The 25,196-nt window shown below is 73.8% G+C and carries 19 protein-coding genes; 16 read left to right on the forward strand and 3 right to left on the reverse strand.

What is annotated here, in order from left to right; translation table 11 throughout:
• The first annotated feature begins 5 nt into the window (after nucleotides 1–5).
• The 10 genes from BA175_RS01900 (at nucleotide 6) to BA175_RS01945 (ending at nucleotide 14,489) form a co-directional block, all read left to right on the forward strand.
• Entirely contained in the window at nucleotides 6–374 is a 369-nt protein-coding gene (locus BA175_RS01900) for a LysM peptidoglycan-binding domain-containing protein (protein ID WP_069169420.1), read from the forward strand.
• Nucleotides 367–1,506, forward strand: a complete 1,140-nt coding sequence (locus tag BA175_RS01905) for a hypothetical protein (RefSeq protein ID WP_069169421.1) — start codon at nucleotides 367–369, stop codon at nucleotides 1,504–1,506. Before BA175_RS01900 ends, BA175_RS01905 begins: the two co-directional genes overlap by 8 nt.
• A 43-nt stretch (nucleotides 1,507–1,549) precedes the next feature.
• Entirely contained in the window at nucleotides 1,550–2,080 is a 531-nt protein-coding gene (locus BA175_RS01910) for a phage baseplate assembly protein V (protein ID WP_069169422.1), read from the forward strand.
• 44 nt (nucleotides 2,081–2,124) lie between these two features.
• Nucleotides 2,125–2,469, forward strand: a complete 345-nt coding sequence (locus BA175_RS01915) for a hypothetical protein (RefSeq protein ID WP_069169423.1) — start codon at nucleotides 2,125–2,127, stop codon at nucleotides 2,467–2,469.
• Nucleotides 2,466–2,843: a GPW/gp25 family protein gene (locus tag BA175_RS01920; RefSeq protein ID WP_069170285.1), complete on the forward strand. Its 378-nt coding sequence runs from the start codon at nucleotides 2,466–2,468 to the stop codon at nucleotides 2,841–2,843. The genes BA175_RS01915 and BA175_RS01920 overlap by 4 nt, the downstream gene beginning before the upstream one ends.
• Nucleotides 2,840–6,001: a putative baseplate assembly protein gene (locus BA175_RS01925; protein ID WP_069169424.1), complete on the forward strand. Its 3,162-nt coding sequence runs from the start codon at nucleotides 2,840–2,842 to the stop codon at nucleotides 5,999–6,001. The genes BA175_RS01920 and BA175_RS01925 overlap by 4 nt, the downstream gene beginning before the upstream one ends.
• Nucleotides 5,998–9,750, forward strand: coding sequence for a putative baseplate assembly protein (locus BA175_RS01930; protein ID WP_069169425.1), 3,753 nt, complete (start codon nucleotides 5,998–6,000; stop codon nucleotides 9,748–9,750). Before BA175_RS01925 ends, BA175_RS01930 begins: the two co-directional genes overlap by 4 nt.
• A gap of 22 nt (nucleotides 9,751–9,772) precedes the next feature.
• Entirely contained in the window at nucleotides 9,773–11,941 is a 2,169-nt protein-coding gene (locus tag BA175_RS01935) for a hypothetical protein (RefSeq protein WP_069169426.1), read from the forward strand.
• Nucleotides 11,942–12,031: 90 nt separating this feature from the next.
• Nucleotides 12,032–13,576, forward strand: coding sequence for a DUF6519 domain-containing protein (locus BA175_RS01940; protein WP_069169427.1), 1,545 nt, complete (start codon nucleotides 12,032–12,034; stop codon nucleotides 13,574–13,576).
• 28 nt (nucleotides 13,577–13,604) lie between these two features.
• Nucleotides 13,605–14,489 carry a peptidoglycan-binding protein gene (locus BA175_RS01945; RefSeq protein ID WP_069169428.1) on the forward strand — a complete coding sequence of 295 codons (885 nt, stop codon included), beginning with the start codon at nucleotides 13,605–13,607 and terminating at the stop codon, nucleotides 14,487–14,489.
• A 304-nt stretch (nucleotides 14,490–14,793) separates the two neighbouring features.
• On the opposite strand, the gene BA175_RS01950 is transcribed toward BA175_RS01945, so the two are convergent.
• Complete coding sequence (locus BA175_RS01950; protein WP_069169429.1) at nucleotides 14,794–15,375, reverse strand: snapalysin family zinc-dependent metalloprotease; 582 nt, start codon at nucleotides 15,373–15,375, stop codon at nucleotides 14,794–14,796.
• A gap of 476 nt (nucleotides 15,376–15,851) precedes the next feature.
• Complete coding sequence (locus tag BA175_RS01955; RefSeq protein WP_069169430.1) at nucleotides 15,852–18,263, reverse strand: GTPase-associated protein 1-related protein; 2,412 nt, start codon at nucleotides 18,261–18,263, stop codon at nucleotides 15,852–15,854.
• A 439-nt stretch (nucleotides 18,264–18,702) separates the two neighbouring features.
• Here BA175_RS01955 and BA175_RS01960 point away from each other — a divergent pair, with 439 nt between their 5' ends.
• From BA175_RS01960 to BA175_RS01980, 5 genes are all read left to right on the forward strand, one after another.
• A complete protein-coding gene (locus BA175_RS01960; RefSeq protein WP_069169431.1) occupies nucleotides 18,703–19,677 on the forward strand; it encodes an alpha/beta hydrolase family protein in 975 nt (324 codons plus the stop codon).
• A gap of 190 nt (nucleotides 19,678–19,867) precedes the next feature.
• A complete protein-coding gene (locus tag BA175_RS01965) occupies nucleotides 19,868–20,329 on the forward strand; it encodes a MarR family winged helix-turn-helix transcriptional regulator (RefSeq protein ID WP_069169432.1) in 462 nt (153 codons plus the stop codon).
• A gap of 278 nt (nucleotides 20,330–20,607) precedes the next feature.
• Entirely contained in the window at nucleotides 20,608–21,636 is a 1,029-nt protein-coding gene (gene tdh / locus BA175_RS01970; RefSeq protein WP_069169433.1) for an L-threonine 3-dehydrogenase, read from the forward strand.
• 41 nt (nucleotides 21,637–21,677) lie between these two features.
• Nucleotides 21,678–22,871, forward strand: a complete 1,194-nt coding sequence (locus BA175_RS01975; RefSeq protein ID WP_069169434.1) for a glycine C-acetyltransferase — start codon at nucleotides 21,678–21,680, stop codon at nucleotides 22,869–22,871.
• 35 nt (nucleotides 22,872–22,906) lie between these two features.
• On the forward strand, nucleotides 22,907–23,812 hold the full coding sequence (locus tag BA175_RS01980) for a LysR family transcriptional regulator (RefSeq protein WP_069169435.1): 906 nt from the start codon (nucleotides 22,907–22,909) through the stop codon (nucleotides 23,810–23,812).
• A gap of 98 nt (nucleotides 23,813–23,910) precedes the next feature.
• On the opposite strand, the gene BA175_RS01985 is transcribed toward BA175_RS01980, so the two are convergent.
• Nucleotides 23,911–24,297 carry a VOC family protein gene (locus BA175_RS01985; protein ID WP_069169436.1) on the reverse strand — a complete coding sequence of 129 codons (387 nt, stop codon included), beginning with the start codon at nucleotides 24,295–24,297 and terminating at the stop codon, nucleotides 23,911–23,913.
• 150 nt (nucleotides 24,298–24,447) lie between these two features.
• On the opposite strand from BA175_RS01985, the gene BA175_RS01990 reads away from it, so the two are divergent.
• Nucleotides 24,448–25,080, forward strand: a complete 633-nt coding sequence (locus tag BA175_RS01990; RefSeq protein ID WP_069169437.1) for a nucleoside/nucleotide kinase family protein — start codon at nucleotides 24,448–24,450, stop codon at nucleotides 25,078–25,080.
• The last annotated feature ends 116 nt before the right edge of the window (nucleotides 25,081–25,196 follow it).

Raw genomic sequence — 25,196 nt, forward strand, 5'->3', positions numbered from 1 at the left:
GACACATGGCCGAGATCGAACCGTACGAGAACGCGCTGGACGCCGTACCGGGCGTCCACCCCTACCCCCGCTCCAGCCGTTACCACGACGCCGAGATCGGTGTGCACCGGATGCCGGACGGGACCGATGTGCGGTACGTCAAAAGGCGGTTGCTCCCCCCGCTGGGCGAAACGGCACAGGAGAGCACCCCGCACACCGTCAGCAGCGGCGACCGGCCGGACCTGCTCGCCCAGCGGTACATCGGGGACCCGGGGCAGTGGTGGCAGATCGCCGACGCCAACCCGGTGCTGGACCCGCACGAGCTGACAGAGGAGGCGGGCCGCACCCTGGCGATCCCGGGAGCCGACGGTCTTCTGGGGGTGCGGTATGCCTGACCAGCCCGTGGGGAGCGGGCCCGTCCACATCACGCTGCGGACGGGTCCCCGGCTGACCCGGCCGGTGCCGCCCGAGGTCACCGAGGCGCTGCTGTCCGCCCAGATCACCGCCACCGCGGACGAACGCAGCGGGTTCCAGATCGCGTTCGACCTCACCAAGCAGGGTGCGCTGAACACCCGGCTGCTGCCCGAGGGCTTCTTCGACCCGAAGACCCGGGTGATCCTCTCCGTGAGCGTGAAGGGCACGGCCTGGGTGCTGCTCGACGGGCTGATCGTGCGCCAGGAGGTCGGCGCGAGCAACCAGCCGGGGCACTCCACCCTCACGGTGACCGGTGAGGACCTGACCCTCCTCATGGACCTGGAGGAGCGGACCGACCGGTACCCGAACCTGCGGCCCTCCGCACGCGTCGCCCGCATCCTCGCCAAGTACGCCGACTACGGCATCGAGGCCCGCGTCTTCCAGGAGCGGATCGAGCAGCCGCCCCGCGAACAGCTCAGGGTCGACTACCAGTCGGGCACCGACCTGAGCTATGTGAACGACCTGGCCCGGGCCAACGGTTACACGTTCTACCTCGAACCCGGGCCCCGCCCCGGCCGCTCCACCGCCGTCTGGGGCCCCGAGGCCCGTGTCGGTCAGCGGCAGCACGCGCTCAACGTCAACATGGACGTCAACTCGACCGTGGACCAGCTGACGTTCGCGTACGACGGGACGGCCAGGGAGGAACCCCAGGCAAGGGTGCAGGACCCGGCCACCCGGGACAGCCGGCTCCTGCCGCAGCCCGACATCGGGCCGCTGCGCCCCCCGCTCGGCCGCCGCGCCACCCCCGCGCTCAAGCGCCGCACGCTGTCCGGCACGGCGAAGAAGGAGTCGGCGCAGGCGCAGGCCGAGCTGCTGGCGCGGGCCGCGCTGTCCGCCGACGCCATCTCGGGGTCGGGTTCGCTGGACGTCAACCGCCACGGATACATCCTGCGGCCGCGCGAGCTGGTCGGGGTCCGGGGCGCCGGGGTGACGTACGACGGCGACTACTTCGTCAAGTCCGTCACCCACACCCTCAGGCCCGGCTCGTACCAGCAGAACTTCACGCTCTCGCGCGAGGGCCTCGTCGCCAGGAGCGGCACCGTACGACCATGACGCCCGCAGCAGCGGAAACGGACCAGGACCAGGAGAGCGACGCATGGCTGCAGGACCGAACAACCGGTTTCTCGGCAAGTTCCGGGGGCGGGTCGTGGGCAACGACGACCCGCTGCGGATCGGCCGGGTCACGGTCAAGGTGCCGGACGTCCTCGGCGACGAGACGTCCACCTGGGCCATGCCCTGCCTGCCGTTCACGGGACCGCAGTCGGGGCAGTACGCCGTCCCCGCCGAAGGAGCAGGCGTGTGGGTGGAGTTCGAGCAGGGGGACGTCAGCTTCCCCATCTGGACGGGCTGCTGGTACGGCGACTCCTCCGAGCTCCCGCCCGACGCCCTGACCGGATCGCCCGCGCACCAGAACGTGGTCATCCAGACCTCCGACCGGCACACGTTCGTCATGGGCGACGTGCCGAACGGCGGAAACGGCATCCGCCTGCAGGCCGCGACCGGGGCGTACATCCAGGTCGACGAGAAGGGCGTGACGATCGCCGACGGCCAGGGTGCCTCCGTCGTGCTGACCGGCGGCGAGGTCGACCTCAACGACGGCCGGCTGGTCGTGGCGAAGAAGCAGTGAGCAGTGCAGCAGTGGGGCAGTTGCAGACAACGGGGAGAAGAGACTTGTCCACCAGTTCAGGGACCATCGTCAGCGCCGCCGCGATCCTTCGCTGCCCGCACGGCGGCCGGGCCGCCGCCGCGCACGCCCACGCGCCCGTGCGCCTGGACGGGCTGCCCGTGCACACCGCCTCCGACGCCTTCGTGGTGACCGGGTGCCCGCACACCGTCGACGGCGTGCCGCATCCGTGCACCACCGTCCGGTGGAGCCCGCAGCCGGGCTGCGGCGTGCGGGTCGGCGGCCTGCCCGTCCTGCTGGACACGAGTGCGGCGCAGTGCCTCGGCGCGGCACTCGTGCCGCAGGGAGCCCCGGTCGTCGACGCGGCCCTGAAGGGGGTGACGTGCCGATGAGGACCGTACGCAGCGACCTCGCCTTCCCGTTCCGCAGCGACCGGCGCGGCAGGACGGCGCACGCCCGGTACGACGCACACGTGCGGGATCTGGTCGAGCAGTTGCTGTTCACCAGCCCCGGCGAACGGCTGATGCGCCCCGACTTCGGCTGCGGGCTGCTCGACCTGGTGTTCACGCCCAACAGCCCCGAGCTGGCCTCGGCCATGGAACTGTCCGTGCAGGCGTCGCTGCAGCGATGGCTGGGTGAGCTGATCGATGTGGAATCCCTGGATGTGGTGAGCGAGGAGAACGTCGTCCGGGTGTACCTGCGGTACGTGGTGCGCTCCACCGGGAGCCGGCGCGACGAGGTCTTCGAAGGGAGCGGGCCCGCATGAGCGGCACGGGCAGGGAGGTGGCCTGCCGGACGGACGGCAGGCGCGGCAAGGTGCGCGCGGCACGGCTCCATGGCGTCGACGCGGTGGAGGCCGGCGACGACGGGCTGACGCTCACGGTGACGTTCCTCGGCAAGGCCCCGCACGGGCTCTGCCCGGAGAACATCCGCATCGAGGGCGGCCGTCGCGTCACGGGAATCGAGGCGGTCGAGGTGACCGTGGAGCGGGAGGAGGACCCGGAGCTCGACGACCGGCTCCTCGTGACCGTCGACCGGACCGGGGACACCTCGCGCTACCGGCTGTCGGTGGTGGAGACCGATCCGTACGGACGGCCGGGCACGGAACCCTACCCCGGCTTCGACCAGCGTTACTTCCGGGCGGAGTTCGCGTTCCGGGCGGACTGTCCCACGCCCTTCGACTGCGCGGACGACCCGGCGGCCGGTGACCCCGGCCCCCGGGCCGAGGCACCCGTCATCGACTACACGGCGCGCGACTACGACTCCGTACGCCGCCTCATCCTCGACCGGCTCGCGCTGACCACTCCCGACTGGGTCGAGCGCAACCCCGCCGACCTCGGCGTCACCCTCGTCGAGCTGCTGGCCCACACGGCCGACCGGATCAGCTACCACCAGGACGCGGTCGCGACGGAGGCGTACCTCGACACCGCCCGCAGGCGTGTGTCGGTGCGCCGGCACGTCCGGCTGATCGACTACCCGATGCACGACGGATGCAATGCCCGGACCCTGGTCACCGTCGAGGTGACGAAGCGGCTGACGCTGCTCCCGGGGACGTTCCGCTTCGCCGCCGTCGACGTCCGCACGCCGGGGCTCCGCGACCGGCCCGAGACCGGCACCGTCCTCGAGGACAGTGAGCTGGCGGCCCTCGCCGAGCGCGGCGCGGTGGAGGTCTTCGAGCCGGTGGTGCACGCGGAACCGGCCGAGCTGCGCCCGGCGCACAACACCATCCGCTTCTGGACCTGGGGCGAGGAGGTGTGCGCCCTGCCGAAGGGCGCGGTGTCCGCGACACTTCGGGACGCGTGGACCGACAAGAAGTGCACGGCGCGCTCGCTGGCCCTGGCCCCCGGCGATCTGCTGGTGTTCGAGGAAGTGCGCGGAGCCCGTTCGGGTACGCCCGGCGATGCCGACCCCGCGCACCGGCAGGCGGTACGGCTGACCTCGGTCACCCCGGGCGTGGACGAACTGGCCGGACAGCCGGTGCTGGAGGTCACCTGGGCCCGCCAGGACGCGCTCACCTTCCCCCTGTGCCTGTCGGCACGCGGCCGGCCGGACTGCGCGCCGGTGGCGGACGTGAGCGTCGCCCGCGGCAACGTGGTCCTCGTCGATCACGGCCGGTCGCTGACGTTCGGCGGAGCCCCGCCGGAGACGGTGCTCGTGCCACCGGAGCCCGCTGTACCCGGCTCCTGCGAGCCCTCCGGCTGCGGCGACGCCGACCGGGGCAACGCGACCGCCCTGCTCCTGGAGGAACGACTGGAGCAGACCCGGCGCGGCCGGCTCCTCACCGCCGCACAGGTGCGGGAGCTGTCCGAGCGCATCGGTGACGACCAGGTGACGCGCGCCGGGATCGGCCTCGAGCTCGCCGGGCGGCGGCGCGAGAAGGTCGTACCGGGTACGGCGTACGAGCAGGCCGAGGCGCTGTCCACGCTCTTCGCGCAGGTGGTCTACCCCGGGATCAGGCCGAGGTTCCGCCCCGTTCTCCAGCGCTCCCCCGTGGTCCAGGCGGCGCCGTTCCCGCTCCCGGAACACGTCTCGGCCGGGCAGGCCGACCGGCTGGCCGCCGTACCCGGGCGGGTCCGTGAGCGGTTGGTGGAGCTGTGGCGCAGCGCGCGTGACCGCGACGGGCTGACCGAGGCGGAGATCGACGAGCTCACCGTGCTCTTCGGGCTGCGGACGCTGGAACACCTGGAGCTGCACCTCCACCCCGTACGCGCGCTGCGTGAACTGCTGCACCGGGCGGACCGGCTGCTGGCACCGAAGCTGCGCAGACTCCACGTGCTGATCGCCCGCGCCCGAGCGGGTGCGGTGCTCGACGCCGGCATCGCCTGGGAGATCGCACGGACCTGGGGCCCCGGCCACGCGGCGGGGCTGCATCCGGACGAGCCGGTGCTCCGGGGCCCGGCCACCGCCCTGGTCCAGGATCCGAGGGCCGCGCTGCCGCAGGTGACGGCCGTGGACGGCGACGAGGAGTGGACCGCACAGCGGGACCTTCTCGCCGCCGGCCACCGTGACCGGGCCTTCGTCGGGGAACTGGAGGACGACGGGCGGATCGCGCTCCGCTTCGGGGACGGGCGCCACGGGGCCCGCCCCCGGCCGGGAGCCCGGCTGGAGTTGCGCTACCGGCTCGGCGGCGGCACGGCCGGCAACGTGGGAGCGGAGGCCGTCAACCACCTGGTGCTGCACCGGCCGCCCGGGACGCAGGACGCCGGGGAGGCGCTGCCCGTCGCGGGAGTACGCAACCCGCTGCCGGCGGTCGGAGGCACCGCACCGGAACCCCTGGAACACGTACGGCAGTCGGCCCCGCTCGACCTGAAGCGCACCGTCCGGCGGGCGGTGACCGCCGAGGATTACGCGGCACTGGCCTCCGTGCTGCCGGGCGTGCAGCGGGCGGCGGCGAAGATCCGCTGGACGGGCAGCGTGCAGGAGGCCCACGTCGCCGTCGACCCCCTGGGGGCCGGCGACCCGGAGCCCGAGCTGCTCGACTCGGTGGCGTACGCGCTGGAGCGCTACCGGCGGATCGGGCACGACCTGGTCGTCGGCCCCGCGAGCAACGTGCCGCTGGACATCGCCCTGTCGGTCTGTGCGTCCCCCGGACATCAGCACGGGCAGATCCTCGCCGAGCTGTACCGGCTGCTGGGCCGCGGGCGGCTGCACGACGGGCGGCTCGGCTTTTTCCACCCCGACGCGCTGCTGTTCGGCGAACCCGTGCGGCTCAGCCGGCTGGTGGCCGCCGCGGCCGGAGTGCGGGGCGTGGAGAGCGTCACGGTGACACGGCTGCGCCGGCTCTTCGGCGACGCCGGAGACGGCACGGCCCTGGAGACAGGCGTGCTGCGGCTCGGCGCGCTGGAGATCGCACGCTGCGACAACGACCCGGACCGCCCCGACAACGGGCGGCTGACCATCGAACTCGCCGGAGGTGGCCGATGAGCGGCGCGGGCGGCTGCGGCTGCGGTGGACACGACGAACGCCGGGCCCCCGAGGCCCTGTACAACCCTCCCGGGCGCACCGCCCTCGGCTACCGGGTCGGGGACCACGGATCGTTCCTGGCGGCCATGGTGGACCGGATCGCCTCCCCGGCCTATCCGGCGCTGCGGGGACTGACGGTCCGCACCCCGGACGATCCGGCGATCGGGCTGCTGGACTCCTGGGCCGTCGTCGGAGACCTGCTGACCTTCCACTCCGAGCGGATCATGGACGAGGCCTACCTCCGCACCGCGAACGAGCACCGCTCGCTGGCACTTCTCGGACGCCTGGTAGGACACCGCCCGAGGCCGGGCATCGCCGCCGGCACGCACCTCGCGTACACCCTTGACAGGGACCCGCGAGGCGTGGACGTGGAGGTGGTCGTCCCGCGCGGGGCGCGCAGCAACAGCGTTCCGCTCACCTCCGAGGAGGAGTCGCAGGTCTTCGAGACGGACGCCGATCTCGTCGCCCGCGCCTCGTGGAACGAACTCGCCGTACGCCGGCGCAGGCCCGCGTTGCTCACCGAGCAGGATCTGACCCGGCGCTCCGAGATCCAGGTGTCGGGCACCACGACCGGCCTGCAGACCGGGGACCGCCTGCTGTTCGTCCTCACGGGCGACGAGCGGGACAGCACTCCGGGACAGCGGCTGCTCCGCACCGTGGCACGGCTCCGGGTCGACCGCGAGAACGGAGTCACGGGGATCGGGCTCGAGCAGTCCGCCCCTCCGTCCCTGGGCGAACTGCTGGAGCTGCTCCGCGAGTGGATCACCGAGGACGAGCGTGCGGTCGAGGACGGCGGACCCGCGCCCGGCAATCCCAACCCCCGGCCGGTCAGCCGGTTCATCGCCGACTTCGACGCCCAGGTCCTCGCCCCTCTCCGGGCCGACCTGGACTCCGTCACCTCGCCGGCCGCCCTCGCGGCCCGGCTGGCGGAGCCGCACGAGCGGCTGGCCGAGGCACAGGCCGTCGCCCGTGCGCACGCCGATGTCGCCGCCTGGTTCGAACAGCTGGAGGCGGTGGTCGGCGCGGTGATCGCGCAGGCGGCGGAGCTGGAGCCCTCCCGGCCGGCGCCCGCGGCGCCGCACGCCGCCGCGCCGGCGTCCGCGGCGCTGCGGGCGCTCGGAGCTCTGCTCCCCGCACTGCGCCGCGAGGCCGCGCCCCCGTCCCGTGACCGGCCGGTACCCGTGTACGCCGGCGCGTCACCGGCGGCCCCGGGCTCCGATCTGGGCGCGCGGCTGCTGGCGGCGCTCGACCCGCGGATCGCCGACGGGATGTACCCGGCCTGGCGACGGTCGGCCCCCACCACGCCCTCGCTCCTGCACGAGGTGCAGGCGCTGCGCGTGACGGCCGCCCCGTTCGGGGCGACGGCCCCGCTGAGGCCGGTGCAGGACGAGCGGGGACGGGTGATCAGGCAGGCGGACTGGCCGCTGACCGGCTCCACCCTCACGACGATGCGGGTGGTGTTCGACACGGCGGGCAGGGTCCCGGTGCGTGCCGAGTTCCAGCACACCGGGGCGGGGTCGTCCGTCCAGCACGCGGAGAACCTGCCGTCGGAGGCGACGTTCGATCTCGGTCCCGGCCGGGTCGTGGTCATGACCCGGACCGCTCAGGACGATCCGAGCGGGCCGGACGAGCGTGCCGCCGAGCCGCAGGAGCCGGGCGTGACCGCGCAGTTGCTCGCCGGGCTGCCCGAACGGACGCTGTTCGTGTCCCGGCCCGCGGACGACGGCCGTGTCCATGTCGCCGTGCACAACGGCGAGCCGAGGAGCTGGCGGCTGGCGCCCGGCGACCACCAGCAGATCAGATACGCGGGACACGAGCTGACCGTGCGCTACACGGTCGGCAGTGAACCGGCGAACGTGATGATCGGCATCGCCACGGTCCCGGAACCCGCCGGCCGGCGGGTGATCGCGCTGGACGCGGTGTACGACACGATCACGGTCGGCAGCTGGGTCGTCATCGAGCGCCCCCGCAAGGGAGCCGCGGGGCCGGACGGCATTCCGGGCGACCCGGCCCTCGGACGCGTCACCACCAGGATCACCTCCCTGCGCACCGTCGTGAACACCGACTTCGGCATCACCGGCCGCGGTACGGAACTGACCCTGGCCGACCCCTGGCTCGACGAGCACGACGTACTGCTCTCCACGATCCGCGACGCCACCGTGCACGCGGGCGGGCAGGCGCTGCGGCTCGCCGACGAGCCGCTCGCCGAGGACGTCCACGGCAACGAACTGGAACTCGCCGAGCTGTACGACGGGCTGCGCCCGGGACGGCGGCTGATCGTGTCGGGTGAGCGCACCGACGTACCCGCCGTCCCCGCCACCGAACTGGTGACCGTCGCGGGCGTCGAGCAGGTGCTCGATCCGCTGCTGCCCGGCGACCACGTGCACACGAGGCTGACCCTGACCACGGACCTGGTCCACCGCTACCGGCGCGCCACCGTACGCGTAAGCGGCAACGTCGTGGCGGCCGGACACGGCGAGAGCCGGGAGGAGGCGATCGGCAACGGGGACGCGGACCTCGCCCACCAGACGTTCGCGCTCTGGCAGGCGCCGCTGACCTGGCTGCCCGCCGACAACCCGCTGGGCGCGACCCCGGCCCTCGACGTGCGCGTCGACGGGCTGCTCTGGCACCGCGTGGACAGCCTCGCCGGACGCGGCCCGCGCGAGCGGGTCTACGTCTGCGGCTCCGCCGACGGCCGGACGACCGTGACCTTCGGCGACGGGGTGCACGGAGCCCGGCTCCCCACCGGCCACGAGAACGTCCGGGCCCGCTACCGCTTCGGCACGGGCAGGGCCGCCAACGTCCGGGCCGACCGCGTCACCCAGGCGGTGACCCGGCCGCTGGGCGTCACCGGGGTCACCAATCCCCGGCCCGCGACGGGCGGCGCGGACGCGGACGGGCCCGGGCAGACCCGGTCCACGATCCCGCTCGCCGTGTCCGCCCTCGACCGGCTGGTGTCGGTCGCCGACTACGAGGACTTCGCCCGCTCCCGGGCCGGCATCGGGCGGGCGGTGGCGCGCGAACTCTTCGACGGCAGGCGGCGGGTGCTGCACGTCACCGTCGCCGGGGTCCAGGACATCCCGATCGCCGAGGACTCCGACGTGCTGACCGCACTGCGCTCCTCGCTCGCCCGGTACGGCGACTCCCGGCTGCCCGTCCGGGTGCAGGTACGCGAACTGCTGCTGCTCGTCCTCGCCGCGAAGGTGAAGGTGGCCCGCGACCACAGCTGGCGGATCGTCGAGCCGAAGCTGCGCCAGGCCCTGCTCACCCGGTTCGGCAGCTCGCGGCGCGAGCTGGGCAGCCCCGCACATCTGTCGGACGTGCTGGCGACGGCCCACTCCGTACCCGGCGTCGACCATGTGGACGTCGACGTCTTCGGCGGAGTGCCGGCCTCCCTCACCCCCGAGGGACTGCCCGCCCTCGCGGACACGCTCACCGAACCGCGGACCACGGTCCGGGCACGGCTCGCCACGTACGACGAGGACATGCACCGGGTGACCGCCCCGGAGGGCGAGACGCTCACCTCGGTGGCCGCCCGGCACGGCATCGCACTCGCCGGACTGCTGCGCCTCAACCCCGACATCACCGACACCCGGCGGCTGGCGAAGGGCCGCGCGGTGTGTGTCTTCCGCGGTGTCCGGCCCGCACAGCTCGCCCTGCTGTCACCGGACGTCCCCGACACGCTGCACCTCACGGAGGTCACCGCATGAACACCCGGCAAGGGAGCGTCGCATGAGCAGGGAACCGGACGGGCTCACGGAGCTGCTCCCGCAGTGGCACAGGCTGCGGGACGCGGAGGGCGGGGAGCCGCTGCGCGCGCTGCTCGCGGTGATCGCCGAGCAGGTCGACCGGGTACGGGACGGCGTCGACCAGAGCTACGAGGACCTCTTCGTGGAGACGGCCGCCCCCTGGGCGCTGCCGTATCTCGGCGACCTCGTGGGCTACCGCCCACTGCCGGGGTTCGAGCGGGTCCGGACGGCCGGACTCGGGGACACGGGCGGCGGGAGGGACCGTTCCCGGCTGGCCGAGGCACTCGCCCCGCGCCGCGACGTCGCGGCCACGGTCGCCAACCGCCGCCGCAAGGGCACCCTCGCCCTGCTGGAGGAGCTGGCCCAGGAGGTCGCCGGATGGCCGGCCAGGGCCGTGGAGTTCTCCCGGCTGCTCTCCCACCACCAGCCGGTCAGGCTGTACGGGACAGGGGTGGCGACCTGTGACGTACGCAGACTGGGGCGCGGCAGGCTGGCGGACGTGCGCGACGGTGTGCGACTCGACCAGGTGGGCGGGCCGTTCGACACGCTGGCCCGGTCCGCCGACGTGCGCAGGGCCGCCTCGCCGCGGCGGCAGGGCGGCCGTTCCCCCGCGGGGGTGGGGCTGTTCGTGTGGCGGCTGAAGCCCTACCGGGTGACCCGGGCGCCGGCGTACTGCGTCGACCGCGCCCGCAACCTGTACACGTTCTCGATCCTGGGCAACGACACCGCGCTGGTGACCCGCCCGGTGCCGGAACCCTCCGCCACACACCTCGCGACCGCCGACCACGTGCCCGCGTCCCTCAGCAGACGGCAGCTCGCGGACCGGCTCGCCGACCACTACGGTCCCGGCAAGAGTTTCACGGTCTGGCGCGACGGACAGGACGAGCCGGTGCCGATGTCGGACATCGTGGTGGCCGACCTGACCGGCTGGCGCTACCGTCCCAGGCTCGGCCAGGTGGCCGTCGACCCGGTGCTGGGCCGGATCGCCTTCGGGTCCCGCGGCGCACCCCGGCAAGGAGTCTGGGTCACCTACCACTACGCCTTCGGCGACGACACCGGCGGCGGCGAGTACCCGCGGGAGCGCGTCACCTCGCCCGCCGCCCGCGTGTACCGGGTCGGGCCCCGCCAGGCCCACCGGCGGATCATGGACGCCTACGCGCAGTGGCGTACCGACCGGGCGTCGGGGCACTGCGGTGCCGAGGGCGTCATCGAGATCACGCACAGCGGCGCCTACCAGGAGCAGCTCGACTTCGACCTCGGCCGCGGCGACCGGCTGGAACTGCGGGCGGCCGAGGGCTGCCGCCCGGTGATCCGGCTGCTCGACTGGTACAGCAACCGCCCCGACGCGCTCAACATCCGGGCGCGGGAGGAGGATCCGCAGGACAAGGGCGACGCTCCCCGGATCGTCCTGGACGGACTGCTGGTCACCGGACGCGGGCTCCATGTCAGCGGCCCCGTCGGCGCGGTCGTGCTGCGGCACTGCACGCTGGTGCCCGGCTGGTCGCTGGAGACCGACTGCGAGCCGCACTCACCCGAGGAACCGAGCCTGGTCCTGGACCGGACCTCCGCCTGCGTGTCCATCGACCGCAGCATTCTCGGCACCATCGAGGTGATCGGCGAGGAGGTGAGCACCGACCCGCTGCCGATCCACCTCCGCGACAGCATCCTGGACGCCACCGGCCACGGCCTTCCGGCGCTCTCCGCCCCGGACTGCCGACACGCGCACGCCGTGCTGCACGCCCACCGCACCACCGTCATCGGCGAGGTCCACACCCACGCGGTGCGGATCGCCGAGAACAGCGTCTTCACCGGGCAGGTGCGGGTGGCCCGGCGCGGTATCGGTTGCCTGCGGTACTCCTACGTGCCGCCCGGTTCCCGCACCCCGCGCCGCCACCGCTGCCTGCCGGACCTCGTGGGCGACGGCCCGGACGGGCAGGTGCGCCCGCTGCTGAGCAGCGAGCGGTACGGCACCCCCGCGTACGGGCGGCTCGCCGACGGCGGGCCGTGGCAGATCCGGCGGGGTGCCGACGACGGCTCCGAGATGGGGGTCTTCCACCAGCTGTACGAACCGCAGCGCGAGGACAGCCTCCGGGCGCGGCTCGCCGAGTACACCCCGGCCGGTACGGACGCCGGGATCTTTCGCGTGACCTGACCTGACCTGACCTGCGCCGGCCGACCCGCCCTGAACTTCCCGCCCGCCCCGCTCTCTTCCACTACGCACCTCCGAGGGGGACCCCTTCCCATGCACGCAGATCTCTCCCGCGACACCTTCCGGCCCGAACGGCACTACGCGGCGGTCCTCGCCCAGCAGGGCCGGGTCCAGCTCGACGCCGACGCCAACGAACAGGCCGCGATCCAGCTGCACCGGGCCCGGACCACCACCGCCGACCTCATCGGGCAGCACGGCGGCCCGCGTGACGCGGCCGGATTCGAGGTGGGTTTCCTGGGCGGCGGCCGGGAGCTCGACGACCTCTCGCTCGGCGGCGGCCGCTACTACGTCGACGGGATCCTGCTGGACGCGACCCGCCCCGAACCCGGCGTACCGGCGGGGGAGGAGGAGGCGGCTGCCGGCGGAGAGACCCCGGCGACCTGGACGTACTGGGACCAGCCGGACGGCCACCGGGACCCGGAGCGCCCCGGCGACCGGCTGCCCACCCAGTTCCCGTACCTCGCCTGCCTCAAGGTGTGGGAGCGCTCGGTGACCGCGGCCGAGGACCCGCTGCTGCGCGAGGTGGCGCTCGGGGCGGCCATGCCCGACACCGCGGCCCGGATCAAGACCGTATGGCAGGTGCTGCCGCTGCCCGGTGCGGAGCTGGAGCTGGCGGACGGGGCGACGAAGGACCAGGTCCGGGAGGCGTTCGCGCGATGGGCGGCGGCGCAGGCGCCCACCGCGCGGATGGCCGCACGCAGTGAGCGGCCCGAGCATGCGGACGACCCCTGCCTGGTGGAGCCGGACGCCCGCTACCGGGGCCCCGAGAACCAGATGTACCGCGTGGAGATCCACCAGGGCGGCACCGCGGAGGACGCCACCTTCAAATGGTCGCGGGAGAACGGGTCCGTGACGCTGCCGGTCGACGAACTCGACGGGACCTGGGTGGAGTTGGCCTCGCTCGGCAACGACGACAAGCTCGGCCTCGACGTCGGCGACCAGGTGGAGTTCGTGGACACCGGCTACACCGGCCGGGGTGAACCGCTGCCGCTGCTGCGGGTCGAGGAGATCGACCTGCCGGGGCGGCGGGTACGGCTCTCGGACGAGCCGCACCCCTCGGTGGGGCGGCGCCCCGAACTCCACCCGTTCCTGCGGCGATGGGACCAGCGGTCCGGCGCCCGGGACGGGGGCGGCCCGCGCCGCCCGGAGCCGTCCACGGCGAAGCTGCGGGGCGGGGCGGTCCGGATCGAGGAGGGGCGCTGGCTGCCGCTGGAGGACGGCGTACTCGTGTACTTCGAGCCGGGCGGGACCTACCGGTCCGGCGACTTCTGGACCCTCCCGGCCCGGACCGTGACGGGCGGCGTCGAGTGGCCCACGGACACGGCCCGCCGCCCGCTGCTGCGGTCCCCCCGGGGCATCCGGGTCCACTACGCACCGCTGGCCTGGGTGCTTGGGGAGGGATCGGTCGCGGATCTGCGCATGACGTTCGCGCCGCTGGCCGCCGTCATCCCCGCGGCGAGCGAGCGGGAACTGGCCGCGGAGGCGGAGGCCGAAGCGGAAGCCGAGGCCGGGGAGAACGCCCCCGCCGGCGCGGACGGACCGACGTCGCAGCGGGACGAGGGACAACCCGAGAACTGACGCATCACCTGGACGAAGGAGCACCACGATGGCAACGCCCCTGTCCGCAGCCGGACTCCTCAAGGCCCTTCGGGACGAGGGTCTGCAGGTCGTCGAGCACCGGAGCTGGCGCACCCACAACCGCAACCACAAGGGCCCGTGGGGGCCCGTGTACGGAGTGATGATCCATCACACCGTGACCTCGGGCACGCAGAGTTCTGTGGACCTCTGCTACGACGGCCACGCGAATCTGCCGGGGCCGCTGTGCCACGGAGTGATCGCCAAGGACGGCACGGTCCACCTGGTCGGCCACGGCCGTGCCAACCACGCCGGACTCGGCGACGACGACGTCCTGCGCGCGGTGATCAATGAGACGGCCCTGCCCGCCGACAACGAGGCCAACACCGACGGCAACCGCTCCTTCTACGGCTTCGAGTGCATCAACCTCGGCAACGGCAAGGACCCGTGGCCGGCCGCCCAACTGGAGGCCGTCGAGAAGGCGGCAGCCGCGATCTGCCGGGCCCATGGCTGGAACCAGCGCTCGGTGATCGGCCACAAGGAGTGGCAGCCGGGGAAGATAGACCCGCGCGGTTTCACGATGGACTCGATGCGCGGCAGGATCAGGACGCGCCTCGCCGGCTCGCCCGACGGCCCGGCGAAGCCGCCCGCCCCCAAGCCTCCGGCGGCGTACGAGCCGTTCCCCGGAGCCGCGTTCTTCCGGGCCGGCCGGCACAGCGCCGTCATCACCGCGATGGGGAAGAGACTGGTGGCCGAGGGGTGCGGAAGGTACGAGGTCGGCCCGGGCCCGGACTGGTCCGAGGCGGACCGCGCCTCGTACGCCGCGTGGCAGCGCAAGCTGGGCTACTCGGGAAGCGGCGCGGACGGCATCCCGGGCAAGGCCAGCTGGGACAGACTCAAGGTGCCGAACGTCTGAGCCCGCCGGGGCTGCCCGATGCCGAGGACCGGTCGGCCCTTCTCACGGGCCGCCGCACCGGGCGGTACCGTCGTCGTGACGTGCGCGCGGTGCCCGGCAGCCCTGAGTGGGCCGGGCACCGCGCGCGGCGGTCGTCCCGCCGGCCAAGGGCCGTCCCGCACGTCACGGCGGGCGCGCGAGGACGGCTACGGCACCTCGCCGCGTGGTCGGAACGTCCCCGTACAGCCCCTACGCCGGCCCTCCGTCGTGCGGAGCACCGCATCCGACGAGGCGCGCCGGTCCACCGGGAAACGCGGGACGCCCCTCAGGGCGCGTCCACCAGAGTGCGGCCGGCGGCCGGCACGAGCGAGGCGAGGCCGTTGGCGTAGGCGCTCTCGACGCGGGCTCGCTCCGTCGCGTTCGGGACCGCGTTCGTGCAACTGGTGCCCGCGCTCGACCCTGACATCAGCTGGGAGCACGGGCCGGGCTTGGTGTCCGGCAGGCCCAGGCTGTGCCCGACCTCGTGGGCGGCGATGCGGGTCTTGTCGTAGCCCTGGGAAACCGCCTGACTGCCCAGTTCGACCCGTACCTGGCCGCCCGGGCGCACCGGGCCGAGCGTCGCCTGCGGCCATCCGGTGGTGGCGACGATCTGAATCTCGGCCCGGGTGCCGGGCGCGGCTTCCACCAGCCTGACGTTTGCCACGTTCTGGTTCCACGAGGCGACTCCGGCGGCGATGGCCGCTTCCCAGCCGGCTGCCCGGCTGTCGTCGTAGCGGAGTGTCACCACCGCTGCCGCGGCCTTCGCCGTGGCCGGCTGCGGTGCGGGTGCGGCGTGCGCCGCCGTGGCCGCGGCCAGGGTGATCGTGGCGGCGGTACAGGCTGCCTTCAGCCATGAGGAGTGCGGCATTGCTGTCCCTTCACTCGTGGGGGACTCGGCTCAGCTCGGAACCGAGAGCGGGGGAGAGGGACCGCATCGGCGAGGGGGCCGGTCGCAGGTTCTCCCGGGGCCTCAGAACTATGCCCAGCAGCTCGCTCTTAGCATGCCCCTGTCATTGAAATGGGCTGGAAAAGATGCCTCGCGCCGTTGCCGGACGCCACCCGTGTGTGGGCCCTCCGTGGTTCGGGGCTCCGGTTCGGTGGTACGGGCGGCGTGCCAGGGCGTGGCCGGAGGCCTTCGACCGTGCGCGACCGGGAAGACGTCCCGGTACCGGGAAGCGGTGATCGCGATCCTCTCGCCGGTCACGGCTCCGGATTGAGGACGACGGACGGGCACTGCTCCCGAGGATGTCCTCGATTCCGCGGCGGCCGCGTCCTCTGCCGCGCACGCGGCCCGTCCCCAGCTGTGCCGGAACCAGGCGTGCTTCCGACGGCGACTTCCTGCCGTCACCCCCGGCGCATACGCCCCACGACGCGCTTGCCGAGGCGTCCGATCGAGCGGGACGGGCGGTTCCAGGCGCGGAAGGCGTCGAGTGTGCGGCTGCTTCCCCCGTGTTCGACGGCTCGCTCCACCGCCGTGACGCCCTCGACGGGAAGGGCGCGCACCACGGGGCGCAGGACCTCGTCGAGCAGGGCGGTGCGGGTCCTCGTCCAGGCGTCGCCCGCGTGCGGGTGGGCGGTCCATACGGTGAAGCAGTCCGCCACGTACGCGGGTTCGTCCCGCAACCGGGCCACGGTCACGTCGTGGTGGGCGATTCGGCCGTAGGCAGCGATCAGGTCCTCGTCGTCGCTGTGCACGAAGGCGTACAGCTCCGCCTCGGGGCGGTCGGGGGCGAGCAGCCGCCGGGCCAGGGCGCCGTAGGCGTGTTCCAGGACCACGGGCTCGACCGGTTCGGCGAGGGCACGCAGCGAGCGGGCGCGTTCCGTCCAGCCGGGTTCAGCCGCACCGGAGCGCACCTCGCGGGCGAAGTCCAGCAGCAGCAGGGCGGCGCGCACCCGGGCGCCCATCTCCTGCGGGAAGCCGCGCAGCAGGTCGTGGGCGAGTTCCGGGGCGTCCTCGTCGTCGAGGGGGGCGCCCAGCGCGGCGTCCACCAGACGCGCCCACGTGCCGGCCGTCCGGTGGGCGTCGGACGTGGTCTCCCCCAGCAGCGACCGGGCCTCGCCCGCCGTGGGGGTGCCCTCGCCCCACACCAGGCCCACGGCCGTGCGCAGCACCAGCGGCTCGGCGAACGGGGACATGCCCGCGGCCCGCAGCACCGTGTGCAGGACCGTCACCCGGTCCGTCCCGCGCGCCTTGGCGCCGGGCGCCTCGGCGCACATCCGCAGGTGCGGCAGCGCCTGCGTCCCGGTGAACGGCAGGGCGACCTGGAGAAGCAAGCGCTCCGTCCCCGCCGGGTCGTCCGGAGCGAGCCGGTCCAGCTCGCCGAGCAACGCCGTACGCACGTCGAACTGCTCGTCCAGCAGGTCGAGCAGCGTGCGGCACCCGCCGGCCTCCGGGTCCTCGAGCAGGGCGCGGGCCAGCCGGTGGACGACACCGGGGAGCAACTCCTCGCAGTCCATGCCGAGTAGCCGCACGAGCCGCAGCAACTGCACCGTCCGCGCCACCCGGGTGACCCCGGTGGCCAGTTCGGCCAGCATCTCGTCCCCGAGCTCCTCGACCAGCGCGGTGACCGCCTGCTCCCCGGCGGCCTCGGCGAAGGCCGACCGCGCGGGTGGTTCGAGCGCCGCGTCGCCGCCCCGCACCGCTTCCGTGACCAGCAGCGCGGCCAGCGGCGCGGTGACCGCCGCGGGGCTGCGGCCGTCCAACGCGGTGAGCAGCCTCAGTGCGGCGGCGCATTCGGCGGCCGTGCGGTCGTCGGCGGGCGCGGTCAGCGCGTCGGTCAGCTGCCGGGTCCGTTTCTCGTCCAGCGCGTACGGCCGTTCGGCGGCCCAGTCGGCGGCGGCGGCGCGCTCGGCCGAACCGAGCGGGATGCCCGCGCCCAGTGCCGTCACGGCCAGTGGGCCGGCGGCGAAGGGCTCGCCCGGCAGCTCCGCGGCCTCCCGGAAGAGTTCCGGTGCGCGGCTGCGCCAGATCCGGGCGGCGGTGCCCGCCCAGGCGTCCTGCGCCGTCGCCGCGGGCCGTGGGCCGGCCGCGGAGTGCACCCGGAAGCGGGGGTCGCGCACGTCGGGAGCGTCCTCGGGGAGAACCCCGACGGCCTGGTGCGAGGTGCGCCCGGGCTGCCGGGTGTACGTGGTGAAGGTCAGCCGCTCCGCGTGCTCCCGGGGCAGGACGGCCGTGGCCAGGGCGATCCACCGGGCCACGTCCGCGCTCTGCCGCTCCACGAGGACGACCTGCGGTGCGGACGGATCCTCGCTCACCCGCCGCAGATCGGCGAGGACGGCGGCGAGCCACGGACCACGGGAGACCGCGAAGTCACCGAGACCTTCGCGGGAGAACCCCCGGGAAGGGCCGCTCGACAGGGCCATCGAGGTCAACGGGTCGGCCGGTGTGCGGTCCGGCGCGGCGGAGAGCCATCCGGCGGCGCCCCACGCGGCGACCGGGAGGATCCGGCCCGGGACGGACGTACCCGCCGGGAGATGCACGGCGTGGGCATGGAACCCGCCCCCGCCCACGGCCACCGTACGGCTGAGCAGATGGCTGCCGTCGGCAAGCGCGGTGAAGCCGAACGCGACCGGCAGCGAACGGAGTTCGGCGCCGGTCAGCCGTTGCGGGGTGCCTGCGGGAGCCTCGTAGGCGAGGAGCGGGGCGGCCTCCGCGCGTATCGGCCCGGGTATCGCGGGGTCCACGGCGGTGAACCGGCCCTCCGGCTCCCCGCCCCCGGCCGTGACGGAGATGTAGTGCAACTGCGGGAGGCTCATGCGTCGGCCCTCATCGTCCCTGCCACGTCCGGTCCCCATGACACGCACCGGCTTGCCGCGCGCCGCCCTGTCGGGACGGCCGGAACCGGTGGAGCGACGACCCCGGCGGGGAGCTTTCCGCAGTCGTGCGGGCGACGTTATCAAGGCCTGACGCCCCGTTGGGCCGCATGCGGCCCGAAGCCGGGGCTGCGGATTCCGCACGGCGGATGACAGGCGGGCCGGCCCGCCGCCGCCCGGCCGGGTGTCCGGTCCGCGGAGCGTGGGCGGACCGCCCGGCGCCACCCTGCCCGGCCGGACCCGTTGACAAAACGGAGCAGTGTTCCGTAAATTAAGTGGAACAGCGTTCCGATTGTGTGACCGCGGAGAACGCTTCCGACTCCACACCCCGCCGCCGGCCCGACATGCCCGGGGGCGGGGGAAATCGAAGGGAAAGCGCATCATGAGCGCATCGACCCGCACGGCCGGTACCTCCGGGCCGCCCACCCCGGTCCTCTCGGTCAGCCCCGTGGTGCTGCCGATCCCCGGCCGGCCCGTGGACCTTCAGATACGGGTCTCCGCGCCCGTGACCGGCCGTAACCTTCCGGTCGTCCTCCTCTCGCACGGCCAGGGCCACTCGAACCACCTCTCCTCGCTGGACGGGTACGCCCCTCTCGCCGACTTCTGGGCCGCGCACGGCTTCGTCGTCATCCAGCCCACCCATCTCAGCTCCGCGACCCTGGACCTGGACCCCGCTACTCCCGGGGCGCCGCTGTTCTGGCGCTCGCGGACCGAGGACATGCGGCACATCCTCGACCGGCTCGACGCGGTCGAGGCCGCCGTCCCGCAACTCGCCGGCCGCCTGGACCACGACAAGATCGCCGTGGCCGGGCACTCCATGGGCGGACACACCGCGAGCCTGCTGCTGGGCGCCACGGTCACCGATCCGCACGACGGCACGGACGAGGACACGGCCGATCCCCGCATCAAGGCGGGCGTCCTGCTCGCCGCGCCCGGCCGGGGCGGCGACGCCCTCAGCGCGACCGCGGCCGCCGGCCTCTCCTTCCTGCGGACCACGGACTTCTCCCGGATGGCCACGCCCGCGCTCGTGGTCGCCGGGGACAAGGACGACTCCGCCCATCTGACGGTCAACGGCTGGCAGTGGCACGCCGATCCGTACGTCCTCTCCCCGGGGCGCAAGTCCCTGCTCACCCTGTTCGGCGCGGAGCACGGGCTCGGCGGAGTGTCCGGTTACGACGTCGCGGAGACCACGGACGAGAGCCCGGCGCGGGTGGCCGCCGTCCAGCAGCTCACCTGGGCCTACCTGCGTAGCGAGCTCTATCCCGGGGACCCCGCCTGGCGGTCTGCCTGCGAGGCGCTGACGGCCGGCCCCGACCCGCTCGGACGCGTGGAGTCCAAGGAGGTGGAGTCCAGGTAATCCGGGGGCCCGGTATTCCGCACCGCCGTGACGCACCGGCCGGCCCGGCGTCGCCGCGCGGGGGTGCGGGCGCGGAGCGCCGCTCCCCTGTGCGCCGTGCACGTACGCCGTGGTGGAATGTCTGCGGTTGCGGGCCCGGACGCAGGGCCGAGAGCCCGGACGCACGGCGAAGGCGGTCGAGAGAAGGACCATGCAGAAGCGCGACAAGCCCACGCACCTGATCGAGTTCGAGACCATGGTGCTCGGGCGGCACCTCCAGCCGAGCGCACCCCGCTCCAGGCGGGGCGGCGGACTGGACCGCAGCGCGTACCTCCTGCTCAGCCGCATCCGCATGCAGGGCCCGATGTCCATCGGGCAGCTCAGCGACGCCTTCGGCCTGGACGCCTCCACCCTCAACCGGCAGACCGCCGCCATGCTGAGGGCCGGTCTCGTCGAGCGCATCCCCGATCCGGACGGCGGCATCGCCCGCAAGTTCCGGATCACCGAGGAGGGGCAGAACGGTCTCGACGCGGAGCGCGCCGAGAACATCCGGGGCCTGGAACGGGTCATGGCCGAGTGGGCTCCGGAGGAGGTCGCCGACTTCGCCGGCTACCTCAAACGCCTCAACATCGACATCGAGAACCTCGACGGGCGCCCCTGGCCCCGCCCCTGACCCCGCCGGGCCCGGCGGGCACCCCGCCGCGGGGCGTCCCGCTCCCGCGGTGTGAAGCACAACTGCGGCGGCGCTTAAGAAATCCTCGATGGACCTCGGGCCCCGGGTACGGCAGATTTCTCCGTGACGGCAGAGGGCGCCGGCACGCGGAGCGGACGCACGCGTCCCGGCCTGTCCCGTCAGCCGTGACACCCCCCGTCCACCCCGGGCCGCAGGCCGCCTTCGGCATGCCCCCGGCCCGGGGTATTCACCCGTACCAGGTACAGGGAGCCGCAGCAGTGAAGGCACTCGTGAAGCAGAAGGCCGAGCCGGGACTCTGGCTGATGGACGTACCGGAGCCGGAGATCGGCCCCGGGGACGTCCTGATCAAGGTCCTGCGCACCGGGATCTGCGGCACCGACCTCCACATCCGCGCCTACGACGGGTGGGCGCAGCAGGCCGTGCGCACCCCCCTCGTCCTGGGCCACGAGTTCGTCGGCGAGGTGGCGGACCTCGGCGCCGACGTCGTCGACATCAAGGTCGGCGACCTGGTCAGCGGCGAGGGCCACCTCGTCTGCGGCAAGTGCCGCAACTGCCTCGCCGGGCGGCGCCACCTCTGCCGCTCCACGCTCGGGCTCGGCGTGGGCCGGGACGGCGCCTTCGCCGAGTACCTGTCGCTGCCCGCCTCGAACGTATGGGTGCACCGGGAGAAGGTCGACCTCGACGTCGCCGCCATCTTCGACCCGTTCGGCAACGCCGTGCACACCGCGCTCTCCTTCCCGCTGGTCGGCGAGGACGTGCTGATCACCGGCGCGGGCCCCATCGGCATCATGGCCGCCGCCGTCGCCCGGCACGCCGGCGCGCGCAACGTCGTCATCACCGACGTCAGCGAGCCCCGCCTCGAACTGGCCAGGAAGGTCGGCGTCAGCCTCGCCCTCGACGTCGGCAAGGAGACCATCGCCGACGGTCAGCGCCGCCTCGGCCTGCGCGAGGGCTTCGACATCGGCCTGGAGATGTCCGGCCGCCCCGAAGCCATGCAGGACATGATCGCCAACATGACGCACGGCGGCCGGATCGCCATGCTCGGACTGCCGTCCGGCCAGTTCCCCGTGGACTGGTCGCGCATCGTCACCTCCATGCTCACGATCAAGGGCATCTACGGCCGTGAGATGTACGAGACGTGGTACGCCATGTCCGTGATGCTCGAAGGCGGACTCGACCTCGCCCCCGTGATCACCGGGCGGTACGGCTACCGCGACTTCGAGGCGGCCTTCGACGACGCCGCCGGCGGTCGCGGCGGCAAGGTCCTGCTCGACTGGGCCGCCTGAAGCTCTTCGTACGCACCCGTACCCACCTGGGAGACCTCCTCATGTTCGCCTCCGTGCGCGACGACCTGTCCACCACCCTCGACGAGATCCGGGACGCCGGGCTCCAGAAGCCCGAGCGCGTGATCGGCACCCCCCAGTCGGCCACCGTCGCCGTCACCTCCGGCGGCCGCGCCGGTGAGGTGCTCAACTTCTGCGCCAACAACTACCTTGGCCTGGCCGACCACCCCGAGGTCGTCGCCGCCGCCCACGAGGCGCTGGACCGCTGGGGCTACGGCCTGGCGTCCGTCCGCTTCATCTGCGGCACGCAGGAGGTCCACAAGGAGCTGGAGCAGCGGCTCTCGGCCTTCCTCGGCCAGGAGGACACGATCCTCTACTCCTCCTGCTTCGACGCCAACGGCGGTGTCTTCGAAACCCTCCTCGGCCCCGAGGACGCGGTGATCTCCGACGCCCTCAACCACGCCTCCATCATCGACGGCATCCGCCTGTCCAAGGCCGAGCGCTACCGCTACGCCAACCGCGACATGGCCGATCTGGAGGAGCAGCTCAAGAAGGCCTCCGGCGCCCGCCGGCGGCTCGTCGTCACCGACGGCGTCTTCTCCATGGACGGCTACGTCGCCCCGCTGGCGGAGATCTGCGACCTCGCCGACCGCTACGACGCCATGGTCATGGTCGACGACTCGCACGCCGTGGGCTTCGTCGGCCCCGGCGGCCGGGGCACCCCGGAACTGCACGGCGTCATGGACCGCGTCGACATCATCACCGGCACGCTCGGCAAGGCCCTGGGCGGGGCGTCCGGCGGCTACGTCGCGGCCCGCGCCGAGATCGTCGCCCTGCTGCGCCAGCGCTCGCGCCCGTACCTGTTCTCCAACTCGCTGGCCCCGGTCATCGCCGCCGCCTCCCTCAAGGTCATCGACCTCCTGGAGTCCGCGGGAGACCTGCGCGAGCGGCTCGACGCCAACACCGCGCTCTTCCGTTCCCGGATGACCGAGGAGGGCTTCGACATCCTGCCCGGCGACCACGCCATCGCCCCCGTCATGATCGGCGACGCGGCGAAGGCGGGCCGGATGGCGGAGCTGCTCCTCGAGCGCGGTGTCTACGTGATCGGGTTCTCCTACCCCGTCGTACCCCAGGGGGCCGCGCGCATCCGCGTCCAGCTCTCCGCCGCCCACTCCACCGAGGACGTCAACCGCGCCGTGGACGCGTTCGTCGACGCGCGGGCCGCGCTGGGCGAGTAGCGCGTACCACCCCGCCGGCCTGGGACAATGGGCGCATGATCGATGCACGGCGGCTGCGTATTCTCCGTGCGGTGGCGGACCACGGCACGGTGACCGCGGCCGCCGCCGCGCTCTACCTCACCCCCTCCGCGGTCTCCCAGCAGCTCGCCGCGCTCGAACAGGAGACCGGGCACCGGCTGGTGGAGCGCGGGGCGCGGGGTGCCCGGCTGACGGCCGCCGGGGAGATCCTGCTGAACCACGCCAACGAGGTACTCGCCCAGCTGGAGCGGGCCGAGGCGGAGCTCGCCGACTACGCGGCCGGGGTGGCGGGCACGGTCACCGTCGCCGCGTTCGCCACGGGTATCGCCCTCGTGCTCGCCCCCGCCATCGCCGAACTGACGCGCACCGCGCCCGGCATCCGGGTGCGGGTGCAGGACGCGGAGGGCGACGCGAGCGTACCCATGGTCCTGGACCGGCAGGTCGACGTGGCGGTCGCCGTCGAGTACCGGGGCGCGCCCGGAGCGGACGACCGGCGGCTGACCCGGGTGCCCCTGTACTCCGAGCCCTTCGACGCGGTGCTGCCGGTCGGCCACCGGCTCGCCGGGCAGGGGCACGTCGCCGTCGCCGACCTCGCCGAGGACCACTGGATCGGCCCGTACCCCGGTAACCCCTGCCATGACGTGGTGGTCCTGGCCTGCGAGTACGCCGGCTTCGCACCGCGGCTCGAGCACTCCTCGGACGACTTCCACGCGGTGCTCGCCCTGGCCGGGGCGGGGGCCGGGGTGGCCCTGGTACCCCGGTCGGCGCTGCGGGGCGCGGAGCCCGGGGGAGTCGTCGTACGCCCTGTGGAGGGCAGCGCCCCCACCCGGCGGGTCTTCGCCGCCGTACGCCAGGGGGCCGAGGGCCACCCGCTGATCAAGCCCGTACTGGAGGCGCTGGGGGCGGCGGCCGGACTCGCGTAGGTCCCGCGGGGCGCCGGGTGCCCGGGGAGCGGGGCCTCGCCGGGCCGAGCCGCCTGCCGCCGGGCCCGGCCGGACGGTGCACGCGCGACGCGGCGTGCTCACGCGGGCTGCAGCAGATCCCACCTGTTGCCGTACAGGTCCTCGAAGACCGCGACGGAGCCGTACGCCTCGTGCCGGGGCTCCTCCAGGAACCGGACACCGGCCGCCCGCATCCGGGCGTGGTCGCCCACGAAGTCTTCCGTGTGCAGGAAGAAGCCCACCCGGCCGCCCGTCTGCGCCCCGACAGCAGCGCGCTGGGCCTCGTCCTTGGCGCGGGCGAGCAGCAGCCCCGTGCCCTGCGTTCCGCGCGGCCTGACCACCACCCAGCGGGAGCCGTCGCCCCGGTCGCTGTCCTCGACCAGCTCGAAGCCGAGGGCGCCCGTGTAGAAGGAGAGGGCTTCGTCGTAGTCGCGGACGACCAGGGTGACCAGGGCGACGTGGGGCATGGGTGATCCTCGTCCTCGGTGAGCGGTGGCCACGGCGGAAGGCGGTGGTTATACGTAACACTACCGTCGGCTCCCCGCCGGTGCCCGCTCGGGACCGCCGGCTCGGACGGCCGGTCCGCCGCCATCGCAGGCTCGGGGAGAATGCCCGCCATGGACACCAGCGACCTCGCCGCGCTGACGGGCCGAGCCCGCAGCCTCGCCGCCACCGGCCGCCGCATCCTCGGCATCGCGGGCCCGCCGGGCTCCGGGAAGTCCACCCTGGCCGCCCGTCTCGTGGACGCCCTCCGAGGACGCGCGGTGCTCGTCCCGATGGACGGCTTCCACCTCGCGCAGTGCGAGCTCGCCCGCCTGGGCCGGGCCGATCGCAAGGGGGCTCCCGACACCTTCGACGCCGCCGGATACCTGGCCCTGCTGCGGCGGCTGCGTCACCCGGAGCCGACGGGGCCTGTGTACGCGCCCACGTTCGACCGGGCGCTGGAGGAGCCGATCGCCGGAGCCGTACCCGTCCACCCGGACACCCCGCTCGTGGTGACCGAGGGCAACTACCTGCTCCTGGACGAGGAACCCTGGGCGTCCGTACGCCGGCTGCTGGACGAGGCCTGGTTCGTGGACGTCGATCCGGAGCTACGGGTGCGCCGGCTCGTGGACCGGCACGTCCGGTTCGGCAGGTCCCGCCCGCAGGCCGAGCGCTGGGCCGCCGGGTCCGACGAACGCAACGCGCGGCTGGTGGAGCGGTACCGCGACCGCGCCGACCTGGTGGTGCGGCTGCCGGACACGCCCTGACCCCCGCCCCGGCCACGTGCACCGGGACCCGGCAGGCAGGATGCTGTGTGCCACCCCCGCCCCGCCATCCCCGCCCCGCCATCCCCGTCCCGCCTCATCCGTCCCGTCCCGCCTCA

It is taken from the genome of Streptomyces griseus, assembly GCF_001715295.1.
In the GTDB taxonomy this organism is placed as follows: Bacteria; Actinomycetota; Actinomycetes; order Streptomycetales; family Streptomycetaceae; genus Streptomyces; species Streptomyces griseus_G.

Bases quoted from the DNA above. Each gene is read 5' to 3' on its own strand.
- BA175_RS01980 (WP_069169435.1), top strand. From the start codon at position 22,907: ATGATCGATGCACGGCGGCTGCGTATTCTCCGTGCGGTGGCGGACCAC.
- BA175_RS01935 (WP_069169426.1), top strand. From the start codon at position 9,773: ATGAGCAGGGAACCGGACGGGCTCACGGAGCTGCTCCCGCAGTGGCAC.
- BA175_RS01940 (WP_069169427.1), top strand. From the start codon at position 12,032: ATGCACGCAGATCTCTCCCGCGACACCTTCCGGCCCGAACGGCACTAC.
- BA175_RS01920 (WP_069170285.1), top strand. From the start codon at position 2,466: ATGAGGACCGTACGCAGCGACCTCGCCTTCCCGTTCCGCAGCGACCGG.
- BA175_RS01925 (WP_069169424.1), top strand. From the start codon at position 2,840: ATGAGCGGCACGGGCAGGGAGGTGGCCTGCCGGACGGACGGCAGGCGC.
- BA175_RS01910 (WP_069169422.1), top strand. From the start codon at position 1,550: ATGGCTGCAGGACCGAACAACCGGTTTCTCGGCAAGTTCCGGGGGCGG.
- BA175_RS01960 (WP_069169431.1), top strand. From the start codon at position 18,703: ATGAGCGCATCGACCCGCACGGCCGGTACCTCCGGGCCGCCCACCCCG.
- BA175_RS01985 (WP_069169436.1), bottom strand. From the start codon at position 24,297: ATGCCCCACGTCGCCCTGGTCACCCTGGTCGTCCGCGACTACGACGAA.
- BA175_RS01950 (WP_069169429.1), bottom strand. From the start codon at position 15,375: ATGCCGCACTCCTCATGGCTGAAGGCAGCCTGTACCGCCGCCACGATC.
- BA175_RS01975 (WP_069169434.1), top strand. From the start codon at position 21,678: ATGTTCGCCTCCGTGCGCGACGACCTGTCCACCACCCTCGACGAGATC.
- BA175_RS01955 (WP_069169430.1), bottom strand. From the start codon at position 18,263: ATGAGCCTCCCGCAGTTGCACTACATCTCCGTCACGGCCGGGGGCGGG.
- BA175_RS01945 (WP_069169428.1), top strand. From the start codon at position 13,605: ATGGCAACGCCCCTGTCCGCAGCCGGACTCCTCAAGGCCCTTCGGGAC.
- BA175_RS01905 (WP_069169421.1), top strand. From the start codon at position 367: ATGCCTGACCAGCCCGTGGGGAGCGGGCCCGTCCACATCACGCTGCGG.
- BA175_RS01900 (WP_069169420.1), top strand. From the start codon at position 6: ATGGCCGAGATCGAACCGTACGAGAACGCGCTGGACGCCGTACCGGGC.
- BA175_RS01930 (WP_069169425.1), top strand. From the start codon at position 5,998: ATGAGCGGCGCGGGCGGCTGCGGCTGCGGTGGACACGACGAACGCCGG.
- BA175_RS01965 (WP_069169432.1), top strand. From the start codon at position 19,868: ATGCAGAAGCGCGACAAGCCCACGCACCTGATCGAGTTCGAGACCATG.
- BA175_RS01990 (WP_069169437.1), top strand. From the start codon at position 24,448: ATGGACACCAGCGACCTCGCCGCGCTGACGGGCCGAGCCCGCAGCCTC.